The organism is Hydrotalea sandarakina (genome assembly GCF_003254115.1).
Lineage (GTDB): Bacteria > Bacteroidota > Bacteroidia > Chitinophagales > Chitinophagaceae > Hydrotalea > Hydrotalea sandarakina.
In genome coordinates, this window is record NZ_QKZV01000005.1 from 48,767 (window position 1) to 65,632 (window position 16,866).

Here is a 16,866-nt window from a genome sequence, read left to right on the forward strand (position 1 = left end):
CCGTTTATGATGCCTCACCGTACAATTTTTAACTGGAGTGGCGGTAAAGACAGTGCTCTTGCCTTATACCACATTTTGCAACAACCGCAACAATGGCAGGTTGGCAGCTTATTAACTTCTGTTAATCAAGCCTATAATCGTGTTTCCATGCATGGTGTTCGGTTACAGTTAATGCAGCAACAAGCCAACGCAATGGCATTACCGTTAGTACCGCTATTTTTGCCCGAACAACCCGATATGGACACCTATAATCAGCTAATGGGTCATACCATGCAACAGTTCAAAGCACAAGGCTATACCCATGCCGTATTCGGCGATATTTTTTTAGAAGACCTGCGCCGCTATCGCGAAGAAAAATTAGCCGCAGCCGGCTTTCAAGCCTATTTCCCTTTGTGGCAATGCAACACCACCCGGCTGGTGCATGAATTTATCGACCTGGGCTTCCAAGCCATTATTGTTTGCACCAAGGCCGAACTGTTAGACAGCAGTTTTGTAGGCCGCATCATCGATCATCAATTTGTAAAAGATCTTCCCCCAACAGTTGATCCCTGTGGCGAAAACGGCGAGTTCCACAGCTTTGTTTTCAACGGCCCCATATTCCGCCAACCCGTTCCCTTTACCATAGGCGAAAAAGTGTACCGCACCTATACAGCGCCCAATAACAACGAACAAACCATGGGCTTTTGGTTTTGCGATTTATTACCCGCATCGGTTTGATAGCTTGCACATATTGTAATATATTTAACCTGTTTTTATTCAGCAGCTAAACCAACCAACCCAATGAATATTCATTTCGACCAACTGATTACCGTAACCTTTACCCTGTTCGCCGTTATTGATATTGTGGGATCCATACCCCTGCTCATTTCATTAAAAGATAAAATGGGCGATATCCGCTCTTCTAAAGCCACCTTGGTTTCCGGCGGACTCATGATTTTATTTTTATTGGTCGGCCAACAATTCCTCAGCATCTTAGGGTTAGATATTCGCTCCTTTGCCGTTGGTGGTTCTATCGTCATTTTTTTGTTGGGATTAGAAATGGTTTTAGGCCACGAAATTTTTAAAGGTGATTCCGATGCTGCTTCCGGAACCGTTGTGCCCATTGCATTTCCCATCATTGCCGGCAGTGGCACCCTCACCACCATCATGTCGCTAAAAGCCAACTTTCAACAAGTGTACATTCTGGCAGGCATCATCATCAACTTAATCATTGTGTACATCGTATTAAAATCATTACGATTTATTGAACATGCTTTAGGCAAAGCCGGGTTATTGGCCGTACGCAAATTCTTCGGCGTTATTTTATTGGCAATTGCCGTTAAAATATTCAGCAGCAATATTGCTGCTTTTGGAAAATAAATTGTTGGGTAATCAGCTGTTGAACAACGATAGGGCTTCCGTTGCGTCGCACACTTGTACGTTCGGTTCGCTGTGCGGCAGTAATATTATTAAATAACAGTTTACCCGAAATAATGTTCATGCAATGGCCGAAACAATTATTTTTGCGGCCTAATGCCATCCGGCCTCGTAGTACAATGGATAGTATAAGAGTTTCCGAAGCTCCAGATCCAGGTTCGATTCCTGGCGAGGCCACATTACAGCTGCTTCAATTGCCATCACTTGCATTGCTTTTCACAAGCCATTGTATCAAAAGCACTGAATATCCTATTCGTGCACAAGCTTCAACACCTGAAAGGTTCCGGGCTTTATTTTAGGCCTACCCTTTTCGCCCGGTTGCAGTGGCTCAAATGCTGCGGTAGGCATATAAATGGTATGTGTACGCTCATCTATACAACTGGTTCGGGCACCACGCAGGGTTGGTACATTTTCAACTACTTCAAATTGGTCTTTATTCATTTCCTTCACTACCGTCATGTTACCCACCCCATTCGATGTACAGATATAATGCAAAGCAGGGTCTATCACCACTCCATCACAACCCGCACCAATGGGTAAATCGGCCACAACGCTTCCATTATCCGCATCTATTACCATCAAATGCTCATCACAGCCGGCAAATAAACGGTGCGTATTATTGTCTATGACCAAACCCGTGGGCGACTGTCCGGGTGCAATTGACCAATGGGCCACTACTTCCATTTTGTTCATATCTACCACCGCAATTTCATTTTTGTCTTCAATGTTCACATACACTTTTCCTTTTCCATTGCTCACCGCTGTTTCCGGCTTACCGCCAACGGCAATGGTATGCACTACTTTGTGTGCAACAGGATCAATGATGGACAAATCTTTGCTGCGTCCATTGCAAGTAATAATTTTTTTTGAATAGGTTTCGTAAAAGATGGCATCGGGATTTTCACCGGCGGCAATTTGGTCAATCACTGCATGATTATCTAACCGAAATACAGTCACCGTATTACTGCCGCCATTGCTGGTAAAACCTTTCCCCAATGCAGGTACAAAAGCAATACCATGCACACCAATGGTATTGGGAATAATCCCTAATGAATCGCCCGACTGTTTATCAATAATATTGACCTGTGTACCATGCGCTATATACAATTGGTTCGTTCCTGGCTGAAGGTTAATATAATCCCAACCGCCATTTCCGCTTACCGGAAAATGAGCAACCACCTTATAGCCCGATTGTGCAACAGCAGTTTGCAACAGGCATAGGCTCAATAACCAACAGGCTATCGTGTACAATAATTTCATGATCGTTTATTTTTTGTAATGAATGAAACAAATGGAAACAAGCACAACCCTACCGGCGCCACATCAAAACTATGATGGAATGTTGAAGCAATTCTGAAGTTATCCGTTCCTTTTGCCCCCACAATCCTTTTATCGAAATAAAGCCGTATGCAGTGCAGCAGGTAAAAACAAATGCATGGGTACACTGCGCATAATGTGCCAATCTTCTGCCAAACTACTTTCATTGTTTAAAAAACGCAAAATGGTAGCAGGCTTATTTTTTTTAAAAATAGCGGTAAATATATCCGCACCGGGCATGAATTGTTTATCCAACACACGTAACAACACTTTATCGTACCATTGAAACCGGCGTTGCAACCAAGCCACCGACACTGCAGGATGTTGGTGCTGAACCAACCGTTGTACAATGCCGGCCGTTTGCTGCTGAATAAAATAAAAGGCATAACCGCTACTCCCCTTCGCTTGCCCGGCGGCAATGCCAATAGGAATGATGTTTCCATCGGGTTGTGCAAACCGATAGTTGGTCATGGGTATTTTACCCCATTCATCGTGTAAGGTTGTAAACTCAGCAATGCCATATTTTTCCTGCATGTAGCGCTGTATGGCAGCATCATATGCTTCCGGTGGCAATAACTGTTTGGTAAATAAAGTATATTCTACCAAAGCAGTATTGGCTGAAAAAGGCAATACATACATAAAGGTAGTACCGTTATGCTGAGACACCGTAAAATCCATGAATGTAGCTTCCGTTGCGTTGAATACGGGCTGAGGCGTTTCAATGATTTTCCCCTTAAAATGTTGCCACAGAAAATAGCCTTTAAAATTGGGCGGCGGCAATTCTTTGGCTACTATACTGTTAAACACATAATCGGCTGTAAAGCTGCCCTTATCTGTTTCCACCAAAGCTCCCGTATCTGTATTACGACAACCCATTACCGTTGCTTGCAAAAATGTTACCCGCGGAAATGCAGCACTGTGGTTCAATACATACCGGTAAAAATCAATTCCCCGAATCATTTTGTACGTATAAGGGGCAATAGAAAATCCAATATCGGTATGGGAAGCAGCAAAGCGCAATTGCTGCCAACGATGGTGCACAATGGGTTCAAACAATCCTGTTCCGGCCTCCCAAAAACACCAGGTGCGGTCGTTGCTGTTTTTGGTTTGTTGATCAATAATTAAAACAGATTGTTGTTGCAAAGCAGGTGCTTGTAACAGGCGCATTAATAAACTTAAACCCGCTGCACCGGCTCCGGCAATAATATAGTTGTAATGGTTGGGCGGTATTGTATTCATGATTGTTGATGAGAAGCCCAATATTGATTTTGTTGCTTTTGCAACTTTTCATCCTTATGCACTTTGTCCCAATATTTTTTGGCCACAAACAACATTCCAAAACTTTCCCCATCTTCTTTTCCCAAGTGCTTGTGGTGCATTTTATGTGCCCAACGAATCGCTTTAATGTATGTATTATTGCTGCGGGTAAACCATTTAAAACGTTGGTGTATAATTACTTCGTGCACCAAAAAATAAGCAAAGCCATACAAAGCAATACCAAAGCCAATAGATGCTACATAGTAATAACCGTTTTGTAAACCCAACATAATGCATAACCAACTGGGTATGGCAAAAATCAGGAAGAACGCATCATTTTTTTCAAAGAAGCCTTTGCCTTTTTGGTGATGGTCTTCATGCAAATACCACAAAAAACCATGCATCACATATTTATGCGTTAACCAGGTAATGCCCTCCATTACCACAAATGTGGCCAGTGTTACCAATATGTAAATTACCAACATCATAAGTAAAAGCTTAAGGCTAAAAAAAACAATAACTGAATGATTAACAAATGTACCGCGAAATAGTTGTTTTTCTGAAATGGCAGCTTTACCATTACCACTAATAACAATAAGCTAATGATAAACCAGCACAAGTAATTGAACCAGGGCACCACCAATCCGTCCCAATGCCAAAACCCCAGTTTAATAGCTGTGGGCTCCATTAAAAAATCGAAACATGTGGCTAAAATGGCCCCATCGAACACAATGACAAAACGGGTTGATTTTTTCTCAAAAAAACCGGGCACCTCCGAAAATGGCCTGAATAATTTTTGCATCAGCAAGTACATTAAATTACCACTGCCATAAACAATCACAAACCAATACAAACCAATTAACCAGGGCACTCCTGCCAATTTAGGACCCAAAATATGGCCATAACCATAATGGCCGAATAACCAACCGGTTTGCACACCAATAATTTCAGCCAGCATACCGGTTACAAAACAAATGGCCGCCAATAGCCAAAACCATTGGCTTCGCTTGGGCTGATTGATGAGCAACAAAACAAACATCAGCAACAGGTTCAACGGCGTAAACGCTACAAACCAATCGCGGTAAGGCGTGAATAAAATACCAATGACACCGCTAACATGAATGAGTACTGCAATGAATACCGAAATATTTTCTACTTTTTTTGACTGCATGTATGCTGTTACTTAATGTGGGTTCATTTTTTTTAAATAAGGAATAGCCAGGCCACTCATAATTTTGGCACTGCGCAAACATAAGGGTATCCCTCCGCCCGGATGCACACTTCCACCCACAAAATACAAACCTTTTATCTTGCTGCTAAAGTTGGGATGCCTTAAAAAAGCCGCCCATTTGCTGTTGCTGCTGGTGCCATACAAAGCTCCTTTATATGAACCGGTATTCAACTCAATTTTCAAGGGGTCTAATACCGCTTCTACCTCTATTAAAGAAGCAATGTCGCGCTTCAACAGGCGATTTAACTTGGCTAAGATAGCTGCCTTAGCCTGTTGTTGCATGGCAGCCATATCTACTTCCGTAACCGATGGCACATTGATCATCACAAACCAGTTTTCTTTTCCTGGTGGCGCTTGTATTCCGGGTTCACACTTTGCCGTAATGTTAATGTACACAGTAGGGTCAGCGTACAATGTTTTCTTTTTAAAAATAGCCTCAAACTCTGCCGCATAATTGCTGCTGAAAAAAATATTGTGCAGGTCTAACTCCGGAAAACTTTCCTTTATGCCCCAATAAAAAATCAGGGCACTGCTGCTGCGCTCCTGCCGATTTATTTTTTGTGCTGTTTTGGCATCATTCAACAAGCGTTGATACGTAAAATAAGCATCTACATTACTCACTACCACGTTTGATGCATACGGCACCCCCTTGCTGTAAATACCTTTTACCCTACCCTTGTCCGTTATAATTTTTTCTACCGGCGCATTAAAATGAAACTGTACGCCTTTTTTAAGCGCCAATTGGTATAAGGCATTGGTAATAGCTATCATGCCTCCTTTGGGATAAAAAGTCCCTTCATTCAATTCCAAATGCGGGATGACACTGAGCATACCGGGTGCCTGATAAGGATTGCTGCCGTTATAGGTAGCATAACGATTAAACAAATGCACTGTTTTTTCCTGTTGAAAATAGCTGCGGTTTAAAGCGTTCAAACTTTTAAACAAATGCTTATACCGTATGGTAGCCAGTGCGGGTATAATTTTTTTTTGAAATAATACACCGGGTTTATGCAATGAATGATTCAAAAACAACGTACCCACCTTGTTGTACAATTGCTTTGAATCATTTAAATACCGCAACAGGTTACTGCCCGATTCCCCTAACTGACTTTCTGCCGCTTGGGCCAATTGATCATGTTGGGTATAGGCCGTAAAACGAGTACCATCTTCGTAAAAATATTGACAGGCTATGGGTACTTGCCGGTATTCAAAATAATCTTGTATCGGCTCATTGGCTTCTGCAAACAATGCTTCAATGTTGGCGGGTTGCGTAAATAAGCTGGGCCCTGCATCAAAGCAATAGCCGTTTATTTCAAAATAACTGAGTTTACCGCCGGGATAACTATTTTGCTCAAACACCTGCACGGAATACCCCGCAGCAGCCAAACGAATAGCCGATGCCAATCCGGCCACACCTGCCCCTATAATTATAACGGATGACTGTTGCTGCATGTTACAGTTTTAATGAATAAATGCAGGTTGCTTTTGCCACCAATTGTACACTTTGGCAAAGGCAATTTGAAACCATACCGTAAACTGTTCGGGTTGTTGTTGTAATTCTTCCTGAAGAATATCCATGGCTACAAAACGATAAGCTGCCACTTCCTGGTGACAGGGATGAATGCTATCATTATAATATCCCACCAACACATGGTCAAACTCATGTTCGGTTAAGCCATTTTCCAAAGGTGCCTGATAAATAAAATCGAATATTTTATGCAAGGGTGTTGTAAACCCCATTTCCTCCTGCAATCGGCGTTCGGCGGCGGCTATCACGGTTTCCTGTTCCCGCGGATGGCTGCAACAAGTATTGGTCCATAAGCCGGCACTATGGTATTTATTGGAAGCCCTTTTTTGCAACAACAACTCGCCCCTGCTATTAAAGATGAATACACTGAATGCCCTGTGTAAAAGGCCCTTGCGATGCGCTTCCATTTTTTCCATTAATCCCTGCGGCTCGTCGTTTGTATTCACCAATATTACTTGTTCCATTACCTGTACTTAATGTGAGAAAAAGTGGTTGTGATGCACAATATAATTCCTACTGCACAAAAGCCCTACCGTTATTCAATAATTATAATAAATTTAACTGGCTTCTTACGCCTGCTTTGGCTAATATAAACATTTTACCATAATCGGGAATCCGAATGCGTTGTTGCAAAATGCGATGCGGGGCGGTTTTCTTTATCTTTTTAAACAACGACAAATAATATTTATAAGCCACATAAACTCCAAAACGGGCTTTCATGGGCAGTTGTAGAATGCCTGCATAAGCGGCATCAAAATCGGCTTGTATGTCGGCTTCAATAGCGGCTTTTTGTGCTGCGGTAAAATTGCGGAAATCACATCCCGGAAAATACATCCTATCCAATCCTTCATAATCTGCTTTTACATCGCGTAAAAAATTCACTTTCTGAAAAGCAGCTCCCAGCTTACGTGCTGCGGGTTTCAATTGTTCGCACAAGGCTTTATTGCCATCACAAAATACATGTAAACACATTAAACCCACTACTTCAGCACTGCCATAAATGTATTCTTCATAACCGGCATTGTCATAACAACGACGCGTTAAATCCATTTCCATACTATGCAAAAAGGCGTCAATTAAATGCATTTCAATATGATACTGATGCACGGTTAACTGAAAACTATTCAGAATTGGATTTAAGCTTATGCGCCGCTCAATGGCTTCATAAGTTTGTTGCTTAAATTCAGCCAATAAGGCAGGCTTATCATAAGCATGAAAAGTATCCACTATTTCATCGGCAAAGCGCACAAAGCCATATATGTTGTAAATGGGTGCACGCAAATCCTTATGCAACAAGTGTATGGCACTGGAAAACGATGTGCTGTATTGTTCCGTTGTAATGCGGCTGCATTGTTGACTCACCGAATGAAACAGTTGCATCATAAGTAAAAATTTTTGTTAATATAATTTTTTTACGAATACTAACCTAATTTTTTTAATACTTCTTTGACCACCACTTCACCGCTAATCAATGCGGGTGGTACACCCGGACCGGGCACCGTTAGTTGCCCCGTATAAAACAGATTAGCTACCTTTTTACTGTAACAGGCCGGTTTTAAAACAGCAGTTTGGCGTAAAGTGTTCGCTAAACCATACGCATTTCCTTTAAAAGCATGGTATTGTTCAATAAAATCGCTTTGTGCGAAAGTTTCCTTAAACAAAACCGATGATAAAAGCGGTTCACCAAAATGTTGTTCCATGCGTTGCATTACTTGTTGAAAATATCTTTCGCGTAATGCTTCCGTATCGCCTTCCAAACCGGTGGCTACCGGAATTAATATAAATAAATTTTCGCATCCTTCCGGTGCAACGGTCGTATCAGTAACAGAAGGGGCACACACATAAAACAAAGGATTGCTCGGCCATTGTTTGGTAGTGTAAATTTCTTGGCCATGCACCGAAAAATCCGTGTCGAAAAACAACGTATGGTGGGTAATGCCTTTAATCTTTTTATTCAACCCTACATAGTACAACAAGGCACTGGGTGCCATGGTGCGTTTTTCCCAATAAGCATCAGAATACGAACGATACTCCTTGGGCAACAGCTTTGTTTCCACATGGTGATAATCGGCGCCGGCTATCACCACATTGGCGGTATAGTTGGCTTTATTTGTTGTTACACCGGCAATTTTTCCGGCCTGTATATCCAAACCCGTTACCTCCTCATTCAGTTGAAAATGAACCCCCAACTCTTTTGCCAGGCTGTACATGGCTTCCACAATTCTAAACATGCCTCCTTGTTGCGGATACCAGGTGCCGCCCACTACATCGGCATAATTCATGAGACTGTATAAAGCAGGGGTTTTCTCGGGCAATGCCCCTAAAAACAGCACCGGAAAGGCCAATAATTGCTGTATTTTGGGATGTTTAAAAAAACGGGCAATATGTTGTTGCATATTGGTAAATACATCCAACTTAAACACACCGGTAATTAAATCTTTATCCAAAAATTCGGTCAATGAGCGACCGGGCTTATGCACCAATTTTTGTATGCCTACCTTGTATTTATAAGCAGCTTCTTCCAAAAACACATCCAAGTGTGCTGCACTGCCGGGTTCCAAACTTTCCAACCATTGTTGTAAGCGTTGGTAATTCGCCGGAATATCGGTAGCCCCATCGGCCCAAACCACACGGTACGAGGGATCGAGCCTTTGTAAGTTGTAGTAATCGCTTACCTTCTTTCCAAATTGTGCAAAATACCGTTCAAATACATCGGGCATCCAATACCAACTGGGACCCATGTCGAATACAAATCCGTTTTTATGCATTTGCCTGGCCCTTCCACCCGGTGTGGCGTGCTTTTCCAATACGGTCACGTCCCATCCGGCTTGGGCCATAAAACTGGCTGCGGACATACCGGCAAAGCCTGCCCCTATAATAATTGCTTGTTGCTTCATGAACCTAAAGTAATATGGAGAGATTAATATCGGGTAATTTGTTCTTTTAATATTTTGCGGGCAAAATGTATTCTGCTTTTAATGGTACCCAAGGGTTCCTGCAAAATATCGGCTATCTCATGGTACTTAAATCCATCGTAGTATAACATAAAGGGATTGCGGAAAATTTCCGGCAATTCATGTATGGCTGCCTGCACTTCCTTCATGTTTAATTTCGCAATCGCATCATTGGAAACAGCGGCCTGTTTAATATTCAATAAAAAGTCGTTAGGCGTACTATCGAATATGGTTTGTTGTTTGGCTTTACGTCTGTAATTATTGATGAAAATATTGCGCATGATGGTGTACAACCAGGCCTTTATGTTGGTGCCAACATGGTACTTATCCTGATTTGCTATGGCCCTGTATAAGGTTTCCTGAAACAGGTCTTTCGCCTGCTCATTGTCTTTGGTTAAAGTAATGGCAAAGGGCTTCAAAAACTCGGCATTACTCACCAGCATCTCGTTAAATTCAATGGTTGACATAGCCTGATTGTTTAAATTGTGATACTGTAAAGTTAAACAAATAATTACCGAACGACCAAATATTTTGTTGAATATTTTTATTAAAAAATTAAACAAAAAGATGACCAATTTGATAGACTTTCCTATTCATCAGAAAATGAATGTGTTATGCTTTATGTAAGGTATGAATTGCAGCATGTTGTCGCTGTAAAGAAATTGTTAAGTATGAAGAACGGCACTTCACAATTCCATTACGGAAGTTAAGTTTTCCGCTGTTGCAATTCCTTGCATAAAAAAAGCCATTGCAACGGCAATGGCTTGGCGTTGCTTAGTATATAGGATTTACGAGGCTTTCCCAATAGAAGCAATGTATTCCATTACCTCATTGAGCGACTTTTTGAAATAGATATTTTTCGGTACTTTTTTCTTGTACTGCTGCACCAGTTGTCCGGAAATAAGTACTGGCACATCCGGCATTTCATTGTTTAATTGCAGTAACATTTTTTCCAGGTTAAAATGATTGGTTACAGATGTTAAATGCGTGTACAAAAAATCCGGATGTTTTAAATGCACAACGTAGGCCATATCCTTAAACGGAATATTGGCACCCAAGTAGTAAATCTTTACACCCCTGCTCTTCAACAAATAATACATGAACAGCAAACCCAGTTCATGGTATTCCCCTTCAGGTAAAAACAACAAAGCCGTTTTGTTTAAAGGCAAATGGCTATGGGTACTTTCAATACCCACAATCAGTTTTTGCCGAATAATGTTGGTGACCAAATGTTCCTGTGCCGGATTAATGTGGTTGGTTAACCACAAAATACCAATCCTTTCCAGGAACGTGAAAATGATTTGGGTAATGGATTTTTCTATGCCTTTGGCAAGAATATAATTGTCGAGCACGGCCTCAAAAGCTTCCAAATTCAGGTACACCATGTGCCCAATCAACTCGTTAACAATGCGTTCCTGCTGCGCTTCCACACTGGCCAATGAAAGAATTTTATCGTTAATTTCATCGGCATTCATACGGTCAATGTGCGAAATTTTAAAACCGTACTTGTTCAGCAAGGCAATGTTCAGCAATTTCCGTAACTCCTCGTTGCTGTATAAACGAATATTGGTTTCGGTACGCTGCGGCTTTAAAAAGTTGTAGCGCTGTTCCCAAATTCGGATGGTATGGGCTTTTATTCCCGACAGATTCTCTAAATCTTTAATGGTAAAAGCATTCATACATTGAACAACAAGGTGGCTAAAAAATTGTTTATTATTTCAAATAAAAATCTTCCACAAAAAAGAAACCGGCTTAAGAAGCCGATTTTACCAATTGCAACAGATAGTGTCCATACCCACTTTTGGCGTATTGGGCAGCCAATTGTTTGAGTTGGGCGGCATTGATATAACCCATTCGATAAGCTACTTCTTCAATACAACCTATTTTTTTGCTTTGGCGCTTTTCAATTACGCGTACAAATTCACAGGCATCGCTATAAGAATCAAATGTTCCGGTATCTAACCAGGCAGTGCCCCGGTTCATAATGCCTACCTGTAACTGCCCTTTTTCTAAATACACCCTGTTCACATCGGTAATTTCATATTCGCCACGGGCAGAAGGGGCAATGTTTTTGGCTATTTGTACCACGTTATTGTCATAAAAATACAGGCCGGGTACCGCATAATTGGATTTAGGATGCTGCGGTTTCTCTTCTATGGAAATCGCTTTATGATTGGCATCAAAACTTACTACGCCATAGCGTTCGGGGTCTTGCACCTCATACGCAAACACGGCAGCCCCCTCCACATTATTAAAAGATTGTATTAATTTACTAAAGCCGGCACCATAAAATATATTATCGCCCAAAATCAAGGCTACCTTGTCTTTCCCAATAAAATCCGCACCAATTACAAAGGCCTGCGCCAAACCATTGGGCACTGCCTGCACGGCATATTCAAAACGACAACCAATTTCGCTGCCATCACCCAACAGCCGTTGAAACTGGGCACTGTCTTCGGGCGTAGTAATGATTAATATTTCACGAATGCCTGCCAGCATTAATACCGATAGCGGATAATAAATCATGGGTTTATCATATACCGGCATTAACTGTTTACTTATCCCCTTGGTAATGGGATACAAACGGGTGCCACTTCCTCCGGCTAATATTATTCCTTTCATAACAAAGGTATTTAGGTAATTTATAAAGCTTCAAATCCGGCATCTTGACAAGCCGTATTCCAAAAAGGCAAAGTTTTATCTTTTTCCGATACAATTAACTGTGCTTCGGCTATCGGCCATGGAATGTTTAAGGTTGGGTCGTTGTACACGATGCCTCCTTCGGCTGCCTTATTATAATAATTGTCGCATTTGTAAAAGAATACAGCTTTGTCACTCAACACCAAAAATCCATGGGCAAACCCTCGGGGGACAAACAATTGTAAATGATTCTGCTCCGTTAATTCCACGGCATATTGCTGTCCGAAGCTGGGCGAATGGGGACGCATATCTATCACCACATCTAATACCGCACCCTGTAACACCCTTACTAATTTGGCCTGGGCAGCATTGCCTTTTTGAAAATGCAATCCGCGCAGCACACCTTTAACCGAAGCGGACTGATTATCCTGTACAAAGCCGATATTAAGGCCGGTATGCTTGTAAAAAGTTTGCTGATTAAAGCTTTCAAAAAAATAGCCGCGTTCATCTGCATATACCGTATCCTCTATTAAAAAACAATCACGCAAAGGCGTTTCCGTTACTTTCATAATTTACAGTTGATTTCTACGGGTGTACATGGTTTCGTAATATTGTTGATAAGCCCCGCTGGTAACCTGTTCTAACCATTCCCGGTTATTCAAATACCAATCAATTGTTTCATCCAATCCCTGTTCAAAGGTTACGGTGGGCTTCCATCCTAATTCCTTATTGATTTTAGAAGCATCAATGGCATAACGCCTGTCGTGCCCGGGCCTGTCTTTGATAAACGTAATGAGTTGTTCACTTTCACCGGGTGTTCTATGCAGTTTGGCATCCATTAAGCGGCACAGCAATTTCACCAAATCAATATTTTTCCATTCATTAAAACCACCAATGGTATAGGTATCATTCCGTTTGCCTTTATGAAACAATAAATCAATGGCCAGTGCGTGGTCTTTTACAAACAGCCAATCGCGGGTATATAAACCATCGCCATAAACGGGCAGGGGTTTGCGTTGAATGATATTGTGAATAAACAACGGAATTAATTTTTCGGGAAAATGATACGGCCCATAATTGTTAGAGCAATTGGAAATAATGGTATTTAATCCATAGGTTTCCGCATAAGCTCTTACAAAATGGTCTGACGCTGCTTTACTGGCCGAATAAGGTGAATTAGGATGATAAGGTGTGGTTTCGGAAAAGAAACCGGTTTCTCCCAACGCCCCAAATACCTCATCGGTGGACACATGGTAAAACAAATGCCGGTCGGCCTCCCCATCCTTTAACCAGTGCTGCTTGGCCACATTCAACAAATTCACGGTTCCTGCCACATTGGTGTACACAAAATCCATAGGCGACAGGATGGAACGATCTACATGCGACTCCGCAGCCAGGTGTATGATATCGGTAATTTGCCATGTATTAAAAATTCGCTCCATGGCATCGGTATCCAATATATTGGCCTTTTCAAACACATAATTGGGCGCCTGTTCTACATCTTTTAAATTGGCAAGATTGCCGGCATACGTCAATGCATCTACGTTTACTATCCGATATTCGGGATATTTATTAACGAATAAACGTACAACATGCGAGCCAATAAAACCTGCGCCTCCGGTAATGATAATATTTTTCGTAAACATGTTGATTGTATAATTAAAATGTGGTTTTTTTCTTTTTTATCCCACCGCATTATTCCAGGGTTCGTTTTTTACTTCTTCATATACCATGCGCAAGCCCTGTTCCAGCGAAATACGGGCATGCCAACCTAAGTTATTTAATTTAGTTACATCCATCAGTTTTCTGGGCGTGCCATCGGGTTTTGAAGTATCAAATTGAATATGTCCTTTAAAACCGGTAATGTGTTGAATTAAATGTGCCAACTCTGCAATGCTGATATCTTTTCCCCAGCCAATATTCACCAAACCCGGTTCATTGTAGTGTTGCATTAAGAACAAACAGGCATCGGCCAAATCATCCACATGCATAAACTCCCGTTTCGGCCGGCCCGTTCCCCATAATTGCACTTCCGCTTGTCCCTCACGGGTAGCCGTAATGAATTTGCGTAGCAATGCGGGCAATACATGCGAGGTATTTAAATCGTAGTTATCATTCGGTCCGTATAAATTAGTGGGCATGGCCGAAATAAAGTTGCAACCATATTGTGCCCGATAGGCATCGCACATTTCAATACCGGCAATTTTCGCAATGGCATAAGGTTGATTGGTATGCTCTAAATACCCCGATAACAGGTATTCTTCCTTCAAAGGCTGTGGAGCCATTTTAGGATAAATACAAGAGGAACCCAAAAACAACAACTTTTTTACTCCGTAAGTATAAGCAGCATGGATAATATTGGCTTCAATCATCAGGTTCTCATATACAAACTGCGCCCGATAAGTATTATTGGCCACAATACCACCCACTTTGGCTGCAGCCAGGAATACGTATTCCGGTTGTTCTTTTTCAAAGAACTGCATTACGGCCTGCTGATTGCGCAAATCCAACTCCTTCGAAGTGCGTGCAATGATATTGCTGTATCCGGCGGCTATCAAGGCTCTTACCAAAGCACTGCCTACCATTCCTTTGTGACCGGCTACATAAATTTTAGCATTCTGCTGCATATTGGCTATTTAAAAAACGTTACTAAACATTGTATCATCTGTTGCTTACCGCTTCGTTTTAATACGAAGACTAAGCATGCTATTCATATTCATTATTCACCCTAAAGCCCTGTTCTTTCAACAATTGTTCGCGTTTAAACAATTCCAAATCGGCCGCTACCATTTCGGTTACCATTTCTCCCAACGTATAAGTAGGTGTCCATCCTAATTTTTCTTTGGCTTTTGTGGCATCGCCTATTAGCAAATCCACCTCCGTTGGGCGGTAATAACGGGCATCTACTTTTACCACCACTTTACCTTCCGGTACATGATAGCCGCCATTGTTTTCTATCACATACCCTTCCTCTGCCTCGCCTGTTCCTCTAAAACCTACCCGTACGCCTATTTCAGCAAAGGCCATTTGCACAAAATCGCGTATGGGGGTGGTAACACCGGTAGCCAATACAAAATCTTCCGGCTTTTCTTGCTGCAATATCCGCCACATGCCTTCTACATAATCTTTCGCATGTCCCCAGTCGCGGCGGGCATCTAAATTCCCTAAATACAAAGTATCTTGTAAACCCAGGGCAATTTTGGCTACGGCCCTGGTAATTTTTCGGGTTACAAACGTTTCACCGCGCAAAGGCGATTCATGGTTGAATAAAATACCATTGCAAGCAAACATATTGTAAGCCTCACGGTAATTCACGGTAATCCAATATGCATACAATTTGGCTACGGCATAAGGCGAACGCGGATAAAACGGTGTGGTTTCACTTTGCGGTACCGCCTGCACCAAACCATATAATTCTGATGTAGAAGCCTGATAAATCCTGGTTTTTTGCGTTAATCCCAATAAACGAACAGCTTCCAATATGCGCAAAGTACCCAATCCATCGGCATTGGCCGTATATTCGGGTGTTTCAAAACTTACGTGCACATGACTCATGGCTGCCAGGTTATAAATTTCATCGGGCTGCACTTCCTGTATAATGCGAATTAAATTGGTGCTATCGGTTAAATCGCCATAATGCAAAATCATGTGTCGGTGCGGCACATGCGGATCTTCATAAAAACGATCAATTCTGCCGGTATTAAACAACGAACTACGCCGTTTAATGCCATGCACTTCATATCCTTTTTTTAGTAACAACTCGGCCAGATATGCGCCATCCTGACCGGTAATACCCGTAATAATTGCTTTTTTCATAATAAATGGGCTTCAAATAAAAAGATTGAACAAAATACCGCTACTCCCTTTACTGCTGCGCAAAAATAAGGGGTTTTTATCCGCTTTGCAGAAGCTCACCTGATGCTTTTAATGAATATTTATAGCTTTTACCTGCAAGCCTTGCAGACCGGATGATTGAACAGCAAAAAGGATGGGGAAATATCGTTTGGCTACAACACGAATATACGATACCGAAACAGGCGATTCCAAATTTTTTTTTGAAAAAGAAGTAACAATGAATTGAATGGAAATGGGATAGAAGGTATAGGATGCTTTAACCGGATATTTTTTATTAAGCAATAGGGCTGGGTTGAAAGTGGGAAAGTGTTATGTTGGAATGAGGGTATAAGCGCAGACAGATAACGGTATAGAATTGGTGTAAAGGATAGCGTGGGTTGGACAGGGGACAGTTGGGCTGCGCAGGGTTTGTTTTTGTGTGATGAAGGGGTGGTTCTTACTTAGTGGTTGGTGTCCCCGCCAACCACCTCTACCTTACACAATGCCATGTACGTTATAGCGATTGGCAGCTGGTTTTATGGTATTATGATTGAAGATTCGTTTGCAGAAACAATTGTGTACTTACTACTAATGTTTTGCTCTTCACTTTTTGTCTTGATACAAAAAGTGACAAAAAAATCAAGGCTCCATCCGCTTGCCTAAAATGCCGTATCGAAAACATATCCCTA

At 41.7% G+C, this 16,866-nt stretch carries 18 protein-coding genes and 1 tRNA gene; 3 read left to right on the forward strand and 16 right to left on the reverse strand.

Annotated features, from left to right (window positions below; genetic code table 11):
- Nucleotides 1-6 precede the first annotated feature (6 nt).
- The 3 genes from LX80_RS08570 to LX80_RS08585 all read left to right on the forward strand — a co-directional run bounded on the left by LX80_RS08570 (nucleotide 7) and on the right by LX80_RS08585 (nucleotide 1,593).
- On the forward strand, nucleotides 7-717 hold the full coding sequence (locus tag LX80_RS08570) for a Dph6-related ATP pyrophosphatase (RefSeq protein WP_245898025.1): 711 nt from the start codon (nucleotides 7-9) through the stop codon (nucleotides 715-717).
- A 63-nt stretch (nucleotides 718-780) separates the two neighbouring features.
- Nucleotides 781-1,359: a MarC family protein gene (locus LX80_RS08575; protein ID WP_111295285.1), complete on the forward strand. Its 579-nt coding sequence runs from the start codon at nucleotides 781-783 to the stop codon at nucleotides 1,357-1,359.
- Nucleotides 1,360-1,521: 162 nt separating this feature from the next.
- A tRNA-Arg gene (locus tag LX80_RS08585) sits at nucleotides 1,522-1,593 on the forward strand.
- A 72-nt stretch (nucleotides 1,594-1,665) separates the two neighbouring features.
- Here LX80_RS08585 and LX80_RS08590 read toward each other — a convergent pair.
- The 16 genes from LX80_RS08590 to LX80_RS08665 form a co-directional block, all read right to left on the reverse strand.
- On the reverse strand, nucleotides 1,666-2,676 hold the full coding sequence (locus tag LX80_RS08590; RefSeq protein ID WP_111295289.1) for a YncE family protein: 1,011 nt from the start codon (nucleotides 2,674-2,676) through the stop codon (nucleotides 1,666-1,668).
- Nucleotides 2,677-2,805: 129 nt separating this feature from the next.
- Nucleotides 2,806-3,972: a lycopene cyclase family protein gene (locus tag LX80_RS08595; RefSeq protein ID WP_111295291.1), complete on the reverse strand. Its 1,167-nt coding sequence runs from the start codon at nucleotides 3,970-3,972 to the stop codon at nucleotides 2,806-2,808.
- The gene (locus tag LX80_RS08600) at nucleotides 3,969-4,478 is read right to left on the reverse strand and encodes a sterol desaturase family protein (protein ID WP_111295293.1); all 510 of its coding nucleotides are present in this window, start codon (nucleotides 4,476-4,478) and stop codon (nucleotides 3,969-3,971) included. Before LX80_RS08600 ends, LX80_RS08595 begins: the two co-directional genes overlap by 4 nt.
- Nucleotides 4,475-5,161 (reverse strand): carotenoid biosynthesis protein, encoded by a 687-nt coding sequence (locus LX80_RS08605; RefSeq protein WP_111295295.1) that lies wholly within the window; start codon nucleotides 5,159-5,161, stop codon nucleotides 4,475-4,477. Before LX80_RS08605 ends, LX80_RS08600 begins: the two co-directional genes overlap by 4 nt.
- Nucleotides 5,162-5,173: 12 nt before the next feature.
- Nucleotides 5,174-6,673: a 1-hydroxycarotenoid 3,4-desaturase CrtD gene (gene crtD, locus LX80_RS08610; protein WP_111295297.1), complete on the reverse strand. Its 1,500-nt coding sequence runs from the start codon at nucleotides 6,671-6,673 to the stop codon at nucleotides 5,174-5,176.
- A 9-nt stretch (nucleotides 6,674-6,682) separates the two neighbouring features.
- Nucleotides 6,683-7,213, reverse strand: coding sequence for an isopentenyl-diphosphate Delta-isomerase (gene idi, locus LX80_RS08615; RefSeq protein ID WP_111295299.1), 531 nt, complete (start codon nucleotides 7,211-7,213; stop codon nucleotides 6,683-6,685).
- A gap of 82 nt (nucleotides 7,214-7,295) precedes the next feature.
- On the reverse strand, nucleotides 7,296-8,132 hold the full coding sequence (locus tag LX80_RS08620; RefSeq protein WP_111295301.1) for a phytoene/squalene synthase family protein: 837 nt from the start codon (nucleotides 8,130-8,132) through the stop codon (nucleotides 7,296-7,298).
- Nucleotides 8,133-8,170: 38 nt separating this feature from the next.
- Nucleotides 8,171-9,646 (reverse strand): phytoene desaturase family protein, encoded by a 1,476-nt coding sequence (locus LX80_RS08625; protein ID WP_111295303.1) that lies wholly within the window; start codon nucleotides 9,644-9,646, stop codon nucleotides 8,171-8,173.
- A gap of 23 nt (nucleotides 9,647-9,669) precedes the next feature.
- Complete coding sequence (locus LX80_RS08630) at nucleotides 9,670-10,170, reverse strand: RNA polymerase sigma factor (RefSeq protein ID WP_111295305.1); 501 nt, start codon at nucleotides 10,168-10,170, stop codon at nucleotides 9,670-9,672.
- Between the two features lie 321 nt (nucleotides 10,171-10,491).
- Entirely contained in the window at nucleotides 10,492-11,382 is an 891-nt protein-coding gene (locus LX80_RS08635) for a MerR family transcriptional regulator (RefSeq protein ID WP_111295307.1), read from the reverse strand.
- A gap of 73 nt (nucleotides 11,383-11,455) precedes the next feature.
- Nucleotides 11,456-12,325: a glucose-1-phosphate thymidylyltransferase RfbA gene (gene rfbA / locus LX80_RS08640; protein WP_111295309.1), complete on the reverse strand. Its 870-nt coding sequence runs from the start codon at nucleotides 12,323-12,325 to the stop codon at nucleotides 11,456-11,458.
- 20 nt (nucleotides 12,326-12,345) lie between these two features.
- Nucleotides 12,346-12,912, reverse strand: a complete 567-nt coding sequence (rfbC, locus tag LX80_RS08645) for a dTDP-4-dehydrorhamnose 3,5-epimerase (protein WP_111295311.1) — start codon at nucleotides 12,910-12,912, stop codon at nucleotides 12,346-12,348.
- Between the two features lie 3 nt (nucleotides 12,913-12,915).
- Complete coding sequence (rfbB, locus tag LX80_RS08650; protein ID WP_111295313.1) at nucleotides 12,916-13,989, reverse strand: dTDP-glucose 4,6-dehydratase; 1,074 nt, start codon at nucleotides 13,987-13,989, stop codon at nucleotides 12,916-12,918.
- A 36-nt stretch (nucleotides 13,990-14,025) separates the two neighbouring features.
- Complete coding sequence (locus tag LX80_RS08655; protein WP_111295315.1) at nucleotides 14,026-14,970, reverse strand: GDP-L-fucose synthase family protein; 945 nt, start codon at nucleotides 14,968-14,970, stop codon at nucleotides 14,026-14,028.
- A 79-nt stretch (nucleotides 14,971-15,049) separates the two neighbouring features.
- Complete coding sequence (gene gmd / locus LX80_RS08660) at nucleotides 15,050-16,159, reverse strand: GDP-mannose 4,6-dehydratase (RefSeq protein ID WP_111295317.1); 1,110 nt, start codon at nucleotides 16,157-16,159, stop codon at nucleotides 15,050-15,052.
- Nucleotides 16,160-16,267: 108 nt separating this feature from the next.
- Nucleotides 16,268-16,480, reverse strand: coding sequence for a hypothetical protein (locus LX80_RS08665; RefSeq protein WP_111295319.1), 213 nt, complete (start codon nucleotides 16,478-16,480; stop codon nucleotides 16,268-16,270).
- Between the last annotated feature and the right edge of the window lie 386 nt (nucleotides 16,481-16,866).